This window comes from Paraglaciecola sp., assembly GCF_030730205.1.
Classification (GTDB): domain Bacteria; phylum Pseudomonadota; class Gammaproteobacteria; order Enterobacterales; family Alteromonadaceae; genus Paraglaciecola.
This window is the reverse complement of record NZ_JANQVQ010000227.1, coordinates 1-10,592: the sequence shown is the minus strand read 5'-3', so window position 1 is coordinate 10,592 and position 10,592 is coordinate 1. Positions and strand designations below refer to the sequence as shown.

Annotated in this window: 7 protein-coding genes; all 7 read left to right on the top strand. The window is 35.3% G+C overall.

Features of this window, described 5'->3' with window-relative positions:
- Positions 1-830, top strand: an 830-nt coding sequence (locus NWQ57_RS15295; protein WP_306023029.1) for a hypothetical protein, incomplete at its 5' end; no start/stop codon positions are given.
- Positions 831-896: 66 nt separating this feature from the next.
- Positions 897-4,127 (top strand): glycosyltransferase, encoded by a 3,231-nt coding sequence (locus NWQ57_RS15290; RefSeq protein WP_306023028.1) that lies wholly within the window; start codon positions 897-899, stop codon positions 4,125-4,127.
- A gap of 56 nt (positions 4,128-4,183) precedes the next feature.
- Positions 4,184-5,572 (top strand): hypothetical protein, encoded by a 1,389-nt coding sequence (locus tag NWQ57_RS15285; RefSeq protein ID WP_306023027.1) that lies wholly within the window; start codon positions 4,184-4,186, stop codon positions 5,570-5,572.
- A 12-nt stretch (positions 5,573-5,584) separates the two neighbouring features.
- Positions 5,585-7,315, top strand: coding sequence for a glycosyltransferase (locus tag NWQ57_RS15280; RefSeq protein ID WP_306023026.1), 1,731 nt, complete (start codon positions 5,585-5,587; stop codon positions 7,313-7,315).
- A 115-nt stretch (positions 7,316-7,430) separates the two neighbouring features.
- Entirely contained in the window at positions 7,431-9,608 is a 2,178-nt protein-coding gene (locus tag NWQ57_RS15275; RefSeq protein ID WP_306023025.1) for a glycosyltransferase family 2 protein, read from the top strand.
- Positions 9,609-9,656: 48 nt separating this feature from the next.
- A complete protein-coding gene (locus NWQ57_RS15270) occupies positions 9,657-10,247 on the top strand; it encodes a hypothetical protein (RefSeq protein WP_306023024.1) in 591 nt (196 codons plus the stop codon).
- Between the two features lie 92 nt (positions 10,248-10,339).
- On the top strand, positions 10,340-10,592 hold a 253-nt coding region (locus NWQ57_RS15265), incomplete at its 3' end, for a glycosyltransferase (RefSeq protein WP_306023023.1).

Here is a 10,592-nt window from a genome sequence, read left to right as displayed (position 1 = left end):
CCGCATTTCCTGTGTTCGATGTACTTTCATTTAATTGGCTTTGGCAAAATGGTGACGATACAAATTTTGAGCTGCCTTTCAACAATAAAAAAGTAAAGCCTGATGAACATATGAAATCGTTACTTTCTCGAGTAGCCGTTGCTCGTGTTGTTGAGTTTAGATGTCATGCGTCAAAAATGGATAATGCGGAACCCAAAATTGTGCACTTAGGCCCAGACGCCGCTCCTATTGCATACGGAAAACATGATCAAGCCTTTGGTGTTATACCTCCATTAACTTCAAGTGCATTTGTTTTACATAGAGTATGCCGTTCAGCTACCGAATATGTCGCGTTATTAACTCGACAAAGGCCAGGGGTTGAATTTCCATTTAAAAATAATCGATTTGGATTTAGTAAGGAATCAACTCATACATTGGCCATTGATTCTAAAAAATTGACAGACTATTGGGCGGCTTTAGCACTGTTTATTCAGGAATGTGGCTTAGCTGATATGATTCAACAAAGTCGACAACTTGTTTTGGAAAAAGCAGACCGTCTTCTTGATGTTAGGGCTGATATTGTGGCCGTACATTTAATAGCTTACTTAAATATATTAAAAGGTACGCCTCATCAAAATAGAGTACTGCGAGCTTTAGAAGCGTTTGGCGAAGTAATTATAAAAGACCAGTTCGCAAAAAATTACTTTGATGCAGCCATGCTTTTTGAGCGGCAAGGTGAAATTGAACATGCTTTTGGGTACTTACAGTTAGCGATGAAGTCGCGGCCAAACGGCCCTGTTATTCAAGAGCACTTCCAACGGCTAGAAAAATTAGTAAAAAAAAAAGATTAATTCCTCTCAGCAGTAAGCTCAAAATTCGTCGTTTTTGTATACATATTTTAAAAAGGATTCATCGTTTTGTTAAGCCCCATCAAGAAGCTTTTAAAGCGCGTAAAGACAAAGAATAATAATAGACATCGGGCGCGATTTTTAAGCAATATAGCAAAGGCCGACTTTGATTTTATGTCGGAGTTTGAACAATATTTAAGAGAGTCTAAATCTGATGTTACCCTTTCTCAAATTAGCTTTTCATCAAGTGAAAAGGCTTGGGCAACAGTTAAAGCTCCTCTGACCGAACTTTTTCCGGGTATCCAAGACTTTAATGAATCTGATTATTTTTTGCTTAACCGTGATATTGAGAAAGCTGTCGACAAGGAACAGTTTGCATCTGGATTTGAACATTACCTTAAATGTGGTTTGAGGGAGATATTTCTTGGACAGCGCCCCTTAAATATTAGCTTTAATCAAACGGTAAGCGACAAGTTCTTTGTCTTGGCTGAACCGTTGTTTGATAGTGACTTGTACATTCAAAGTGTTAATCGAACTCTAAACGATAAGCTTGATTACAAGAACGCTTGGCAGCACTTTCGAACAGTGGGGTGCCCTTTAGTGTTGTCTGGAGATCTGGAGCTTTATCCAAATGCTGGATTGTTTAATAGTTATGCTTATATAAATAGTTTTAGAGATGTAGCAGGTCCATTATTATTAGGAAGCTTTGCTACACCTTTCGAACACTTCTTTTTTCACGGTGCTAAAGAAATTGTTGCGGGCCGTCGTTTATATAGTAAGACCAGCAATGTGTATTTTTATGTGCGCCCTAAGTTTTCAAGCGAGATTCAGAGCGATCTAGAAAGTTTTACTTTTCAGCCTTTGATATCAGTTGTCATGCCCGTTTATAACGTTTCGCCCACTTGGCTAATGAAGGCCTACGAATCTTTGAAAGAGCAGTGGTACACAAATTGGGAGTTGTGTATATGTGATGATGGCAGTACAAATGAATCAACGATTGAATACTTAAAATCATTGCAAAATGAAAAGAATGTAAAAGTTCAGTTTAGCAAAAAAAATCAAAATATATCTTTAGCTTCGAATCTTGCTTTGGACTTGGCTGAAGGTGAATTTATTGCATTAATGGATAATGACGATGAATTGACGAAAGACGCACTTTACGAAGTTGTAAAAGCGTTACAATGTGAAGATTTCGATTTTATTTACTCTGATGAAGATAAATTAGAGTTGTCAGGTGAATTCACTGATGTGCATTTTAAACCTGATTTTTCCCCCGATATGTTTATGTGTCATAACTATTTGAGTCATTTAGGCGTTATTCGTCGTTCCTTAGTTGAAAAGGTTGGTGGGTGGAGACCAGGTTACGAAGGTGCGCAAGACTATGATCTCTATTTGAGAGTATTGGAGCTGACCAATAAAATAGCCCATATACCTAAAGTACTTTATCATTGGCGAAAGATACCTGGGTCGACTGCCGCTGAATTTTCTGAAAAAAATTACGCGCAAGAGGCGGGAAGGAAAGCGCTTGAAGACGCCCTTGAAAGACGAAATATCGATGGGATTGTTGTTAATGGAAATACTCCGGGCACATATCGAGTTAAATATTCGATTATAAATGAACCCAAAGTAAGCATTATTATTCCATTTTATAATAAGCCAGAGCTGCTAACTCAATGCCTAGACTCGATTATTAAGTACTCTAAAAAGTATAATAATTATGAGGTGATATGCGTTAACAATAATAGTGATGACGAAGCTATTGATGAGTTAATAACTTATTACACATCAAATTTTCATCGGATCCGTTTTGTAGAGTTTAACGAGCCATTCAATTATTCCAGAATCAATAATGAAGCAGTAAAGCACTACGCAACTGGTGATTATTTGTTGTTCATGAATAATGATATCGAATTAATTGATAATGAATGGCTTGTCGGTCTGCTAGAACATTGTCAGCGTAAAGAAGTAGGCGCAGTTGGTGCTAAGTTACTGTATCCGAATGATAAAATTCAACATGCCGGTTTAGTGTTAGCGCCTGAAACTGGACATGCAATTATTAACGTTTTTAAAAATCAAGATGCTGATTACCCGAGCTATTTTGCTAGGTTGCATAGTATTTGTAATTACGCGGCTGTCACCGCTGCTCTTATGATGGTAAGTCGAGCTGATTTTGATGCAGTTTCAGGGTTTGACGAAGAAAATTTAGCAATTGCTTATAATGACGTGGATTTTTGTTTAAAGCTGATGGATTTAGGAAAGAGCAATGTTTACAGTCCCTATGTCACTGCTTACCACCATGAATCGGCGTCGCGTGGTTTGGACGATAATTTTGAGAAATTGAATCGCCAACGCAAAGAGCTTTTCGCTATGCGGACTATGCGGAGAAAATATTTCACAAAAAATGATAAATACTATAGTCCAAATCTTAATCAGTTTTCTGAAGACTTTATGGTTAATAAGGCTAATTCAACTGATTATCAAAAAGTAAAACCGAGAGACTTTTACGAAAATATTTTATACGAAAAAAAATATCGTGAATTTTCAAAACCCACATTGACCATATTTTCTCATTACGACAAAGATAAGTTCATTGATCCTTATGTTGTTGAATATTTGAAACGTTTATCAAAGTTTACTGACATTGTTTTTGTTTCAACGGCTTGTGATTACTCAGAAAGTAATCTTGAAAAGATTAAAAACTATGTGAATTTCGTTTTGGTTAAAGAAAATGTTGGGTATGACTTTGGTGCTTGGCGAACTGGTCTGCTACGTTTTTACGATAGATTAGATGTTATTGAAAATCTAATTATATGTAACGATAGTGTTTATGGGCCGATGTCTAAGAGTTTTGATCCTATCGATGTACTTAAAAAGCGCAAATTAGATGCTATTGCTATCACTGATAGTTTTGAAATTCAATATCATTTGCAGAGTTACTTTATAGCAATGAATAAAAAAGTTATTACTTCAGACATGTTTAAGTCTTTTTGGTCTGATATGAAAATTTTTGAGGACAAAACCACACTGATTCTAAATCATGAGTTAGGATTCAGTCGGATGTTGTCTGAAATCGGCGCCTCATTAGGAGCCGTTGCTCCTGCTGAAAGGATTGGTTACGTCAATAATTCACACATTCAATGGGACAAGTGTCTTTTTGATTTTGACTCCAACTTTATCAAGATTGAATTGTTGAGGGACAACCCGTGTGAGGTAAATTTAGAAGGTTTTGAAAGTAAAATTTCTAAAACGTTTTCTTATCCAATCTCGTTGATTAATGACCATTTACAGCGATTTAAGTAAATAAAAAGATTGGAAAAATATGAATTTTAGTTGTATTTCTCGTTGGCTTAAAAATAATGATTAAGCGAGTTGTTGTTCATGTTGGGCCTCCGAAAACCGGAACGTCTGCGATACAAAAGTGGTTCAGTAAAAATAGAGATTTACTCTTAGAAAACGGCGTACTTTACCCTCAACATCAATTGGATCCTAATGGTGTTAGTTCCGGCAACCTTCATAATGTTTGTGATATTTCGGTAGAGGGGTCTGAGAAGACACCGCCTAAAGTCTTGATAAGTAAAACCAAAATTACCCATCTTTTAGAGTGTTTTAATCGCTCTGATGCGCATACTTTATTTCTTTCTTCAGAGTATTTTTTCCAACATTTAGAGGCGTTGAGCCTCCTAATACCTAATGTAGAATTTTTAGCTTACCTAAGAAATCCCATTGAAATACTTGAGTCCAATTATAATCAAGGAGTAAAACGAAATGGGTTCATTCATTCCCTCGACTCCAAAACATTTGATTGTTTCCCCCATGTCAGTCATTTGACAAGATTTAAGAAGGCATTCCCGGCAAGTACATTGACTGTGCGATATTTCGACTTAAGACTCAACGGGTCAAGCTCTTTAGTTGCCGATGTTCTTACAGTCTTAGGTTTAGATGTAAAGGCTGACCTAGGTGATGCTCTTGAGAGTGTCAACGCTTCTTATAATTTTGAGGCTTTAGAGTTAAAACGCTGGCTAAATAAGTTTTCTATAAAAGAATATCAAATTGAAATAGATTATATATTGCAGTCTTATGTAAATGGGACTGCGAAATTTTCACTTCTGCCACCAGATGAATACACTAAAATTGCAAGGAATTACGCAGAGATGGCGATACCAATTTGTGCTGATTTGGGCTTAAAAGACGGCGTTATGTTTTCTGATGCTATTTTAAATCAACAACAAGATCTCTATTGCGAGCAGGTATTGTCAAAGAAGCAATTTTCTTCAGTCGTTCATTATTTGAGACGTAAAATGAATATTAAATTTTATCCTTTCTTCAAGAGTTTACTTACCGAGGAAAGGCATAAAAGTGATTTATATTTGGATTGGTTCTTAGCATTTAAGCCAAATCCAGTTTACCGATTAATAATGTTGCTGAAAATAAAAATGAGTTATTTATCTAACAGCTCGAGCATGCTGAGAGGTAGGGTTTTATTAAAATTGTCTTCGAACAATTTAAAAGGATTAAAAGAATTTCGAACGGCGCTGGATGTTCCTCAGCATACACAAGATGCCGATATTTATAGGGAGTTAGGATTTTTAGCTGAAAGAAATGGTGAATACAAGATAGCTATATCCATGTTAGAAAAAGCATCAATTCTCAGACCAAATGGAAAGCTTATTCATTCGAGATTACGTAAGTTAAAATCACTTTATGTGAACGACGTAAGTGCGTCCAAGAAGAAGCAAAATAAGTAGGCTACTGTTCATATGATAAAGTTACGTCGTTTTTTAATGAGAATATTTAAACTATTCGTTGGGCTGTTCCCAAAGTGGTTTCGCAATATTTTAAAAAGAAATCCTAAGCTCACGTCTATGTATAGTAGAAATTTGCAAAAGTCAGGTTATTTCTATGGATTTCCTACAAGGCAAAAATTAGATGCGCTTTATTCTGAAAATATCAAGGAGCAAAATTTACGGTTACACACTTTGTCTGCTAAATCAGATATGTCCATTGAGGTTCTAGTCATTGTCCCTCCGGAATTATGTCAAAGACTTCTTGATACTTTGTTAAGTGTACCGATTGATGTGAAAGTCTATGTCATGTGTGTACCTGAAGACTTTATTGAAGTCCAAGAATTAGTGAAAGTATCTGGAAAAGCTAATGTTGACGTTTTGATTGAACATGATGAAAACTGCGTTTTTCAGCACTCAATATTAGCCATTTTTTCTGGCGATATGATACACCCTAATGCCTTGTCAATTTTTCAAAACTACCACGAAGAAGATGTTGATGTTAGTTATTGTGACAAAGATAGGCTAACGGATGGAAAAAGGAATACTCCTTGCTTTTTCCCTAATTGGGATCCTGATCTCCAATTAACAACTGGTTATGTCTCTTCTGGGGTCTGGATTAGGCGGCCTGACTCGATAATGAAATATTTAAATTGTAAGGTTGAGTCGGTTGCTTTGATGATGGCTCATTTTTATCTTAATGGCTCTAAATTTAAAATAGGCCATATCCCTTTCGTGTTGATTCATATGTCAGCGGTTTCAACGTTCAATTATAAATATTATGCTAAAGTTTTGAATGATTTTAATCCAGCTCAGTTAAAGTTAACTGCGCAGATGGACCACGAATATCTTCAACCTGTATGGCTTTTAAAATACGAACCGCTTGTTAGCTTGATAATACCAACGAAAGATGAATTGAAATTGGTAAAAACATGCATAAATTCAATATTGGCTTCGAAATATCAAAATTTTGAAATTTTACTTATTAATAACAATTCTACAGAGCAAAAAACACTGGATTATTTTGAACAAATAGGAACCCATAAAAAGATTCAAGTGCTTAGTTATTCAAAACCTTTTAACTATTCTGCGATCAACAATTTCGCCGTGTCACACGCAAAAGGTGATGTGATAGGGCTAATTAATAATGATATTGAAGTTATAGACAATAGTTGGCTTAATTATATGGTTAGCCATGTATGTAGAGAAGATGTTGGTTGTGTTGGCGCTAAGTTACTTTATCCTGATGATAGGGTACAACATGCTGGTGTCGTTATGGGGTATGGAGGTGGAGCTGGACATGCTCATAAATATTTCCCCCGATACCATTCAGGATATTTAAAGAGACTAGTAGCTACTAATAGCTATTCAGCGGTGACTGCGGCATGCTTATTGGTGAAGAAAACAGATTTTAATGCTGTTAATGGCCTTAATGAAGAACTTGCTGTGGCATTTAATGATGTAGATTTTTGCCTAAGAATCAAGGGTTTGGGGCGACGTAATTTATTATGTACTGAAGCCTTATTATATCATCATGAATCAGTAAGCCGTGGTCGAGAAGACACTAAAGATAAGATACTAAGGTTTGAGGGTGAGGTTGGGTTTATTAAGAAGGAATGGAAAAAAATCATAGAAGACGACCCCTGTTACAATCCAAATTTGACGTTGAAGCGAGAAAATTTTTCTATAAAAGAAAAGGATGAATAAAATAGTACTTATTATCTAAGGTTATTTATTAATTACTTTTTAAGTAAAATTGTTTTTTCATTTTATAGTGCTGTTAACTCATGACAGCAGTTTTGATGCTTATTGAGGCTTTTAATTGCAAAAAGATATTTATATTCATGTTGGCCCGCCCAAAACAGGCTCTTCTGCAATTCAATATTGGTTGCAGCAAAATAACCGTTTTTTAGCTAAAAATAACATATTTTATCCAATTCATAATACGTCAACCAATGGGGTTAGCTCTGGCAACTTACGTGTGATTTATGATGTATCAGCGGACGGTACATTGGTACTGAATATGAAAAAAATATGGAAATTATTAAACGATTTTGAAACAGGTCCTTATACAATTTTGTTGCTTTCATCAGAATTTTTTTCAAATAAACTACATGAACTTAAGGAATGTTTTAATTCACCGAAATTTATATTTTACATCCGTAACCCTGTTGAGGTTAGAGAATCAAACTATAACCAAGCTGTAAAGCGACATGGTCAGACCGATATCTTAAAACCATCAGATAGTACCCATCTACCCCATCTTGAAAAGCTTGCTATTTATTCTAGAGAATTCGGAAATAAAGATATTATAGTACGATTTTACGGGGAGGCTTTCTTTTTCAAAGGAAATTTGATCGCTGATTTTATGTCTGTTTTTAACCTAAATGTTCAAGTTAATAACGTCATTATAAATCAATCATATCAATTTGAAGCGATGGAGTTTAAGCGCTGGCTTAACCATTATTCTCTAGAAGGTATTCAGGCATCAGTAGATAATGCCTTACAAAGGTTCCAATCAGGCTCGAGTAATTATTCTCTGTTTAGACAATCGGACTATTTAAGGCAATGTGAAGTATTTATTGAAGTAATGAAGCCTTTACTTTTCCAATTGGGTGTCGAAAATAGCGAAGAATTTTATAACAATATGCTGTTAAAGCGCCTCCAAGAATTTAAAAAGCAAGAGTTAGACGAAGAGGCGTTTATATCGGTGTTAAAATTCCTAAGTAAAGAGTTATCCTTTAAATTTTATAAATTAACTGACTCTGTTTTAACTGCTAAAAATCATCCGAATCAAAATTTTGTTGATTTAATTTCTGCGACTGTTGCTGAACATGCAATCAGGATACGTATCATTAGAAGTTTGCAAAAGTTCGTTCCGGCTCGGCTTATCAAGTTTAGAAACTTGGTAACTATCGTAAATAGAGCTAAGTCTCTGTTGGTTACTTTTTATCGATTAATTCTTAAACAAGTTAGGCGCAATGTACCAATAAAAATTAAACTAGTTGCAGTAGCGAGAAACGAAGCTGCATATCTTTCTGAATGGATTTTTCATCATTTATATTTTGGATTTGATGAAATACATATTTATATTAATGGTACAACAGATAACACTTTAGAGATTATCGACCAATTAAAAAGTCTGAAAAAGGTTAAAATCCAAAACGGAGATTACTTTTACAAACAGAATGTCAAATCTCCTCAAAATGTTGTGTATAAACATGAGTTAGAAAAGAGTTACAGAGAAGGATTTTCTCATGTTATGTTTTTAGATATCGATGAATTTTGGATTTCTAAGAATTTTAATACTTCTATCACTGAATACGCGGAGAAAAATAACTTTGATGTTAATAGCTTTGAATGGTTAAACAAAACTAATGAGCATGCATTATTTTCACCCCCGATTCCTGTGGAATTAATAGGGGTAAAAACTAGCCAAATTAAATCGTTAATTAAAACGGGATTGAGTATTAAAGCTGTTAATCCACACTCAGTGTTGGTTGACAACGCATCATACCGATTGGCTGATGGTACTGCATTTAAACCTGAAAAGGGGAAGATTAGAGCGCCATTGGAGGAGTTAAATAAAAGTATCAAGGACTATTTTGTATTGCACAGGATGTATCGTAGCCAGATAGAATATGTTGCAATGCTAAGTACTCCAATTGCGATTAAAAGCGATACAAACTCACAAATTTTTAAAGATAACAGAAGTGGATATTGTACTGATGATTTTACTGATGTTGTGCGACTGCCCAAAGAAGAGCACGACGCTTACTGCAAGGAATATTGTAAATTTATAGAAGAGTACCAATTGCAACCTAGCATTCTAAAAGCTAGAAAGATGATTGAAGATAAATTTTTATTTACGATTGACTTAATCCAAAACGCACAGACGAAAGAAGCGACTTTGTTAAAACGCCTTCTCAAAAATGTTACGTTAGAAGCTGTTTTAAGGAGTTATGATAATTTTAAGAGTCGGCAAGGCCTTAAGGATTAATAGGTAAGAGTTTACTAAACCAGTCGTAAATAAACGAGGTGAAAATCGATGTTTAAAAACTTTGAAATGACATTTAGTCGTGTCTGTAACGAGTATGTTCAGGAGCAATATAAGCAAGCGTCGCTTATTGTGGAGTATGGTTCAGGTGGTTCAACACTCCTAGCAGCGAAATTAAATAAAAAAATTATTACAGTAGAATCATCAAATACTTGGTTATTAGAATTAGTTGGTGCCGCCGCACACCAAAAATTGAAAGGTACGATCATCCCGCTTTGGGTGGATGTAGGGCCTACAGGAGAGTGGGGTGCCCCGAAAGATGATACTAGACTGAGAAACTGGATTAATTATTCAAGAGCTCCTTGGCAATATTGCAATCAAAATAAGTTAGTGCCAGATTTAGTGCTTATTGACGGTCGTTTTCGCGTGGCATGCTTTTTAGCGGTATGTGCGTCGATTCAAAGAGAGACCATTATATTATTCGACGACTACGAAGAAAGACCCCATTACTTTTTGGCTGAAAAATTATTCAAAAAAATAGATGTTATCGACAAGAGAATGGCAGTATTTAAAATCAAACCGAATATGTTATCAAGCCAAGATTTACTTGAAAATATGCATTACTTTAACGACTTAAATTAATGCATATGACTTGTGGATCTGCGTTTAGCTAATATCATTTGGAATATTATCTGCTACAATGCCCGCCGTTTTGGTAACAGGCTGTTAAGCGTTTGCAAAGTCAATTTTCTTTATTCCAACCTTCTACAGACGGTTTAGAAATTAAAACCGTAGTTGCAATGGCAGTATACAGCCAAGACCGTTTGAGTTGGCTTTTGAATGCTGTTGAAAGTGTGCTTAATCAGTCCTATACAGACTTTGTCTTTGTCATCGTGATTGATGGTGATGTGAGTAATGCGATATTGGCTTTTTTGAAAGAGCTAAGTAGAAATGAAAGCAGAGTGATAGTAATCATTAGTGAGTCTA

What these genes read in the sequence shown, in the direction of transcription:
- NWQ57_RS15285 (WP_306023027.1), top strand. Translation starts at nt 4,184, where the DNA reads ATGATTAAGCGAGTTGTTGTTCATGTTGGGCCTCCGAAAACCGGAACG.
- NWQ57_RS15280 (WP_306023026.1), top strand. Translation starts at nt 5,585, where the DNA reads ATGATAAAGTTACGTCGTTTTTTAATGAGAATATTTAAACTATTCGTT.
- NWQ57_RS15270 (WP_306023024.1), top strand. Translation starts at nt 9,657, where the DNA reads ATGTTTAAAAACTTTGAAATGACATTTAGTCGTGTCTGTAACGAGTAT.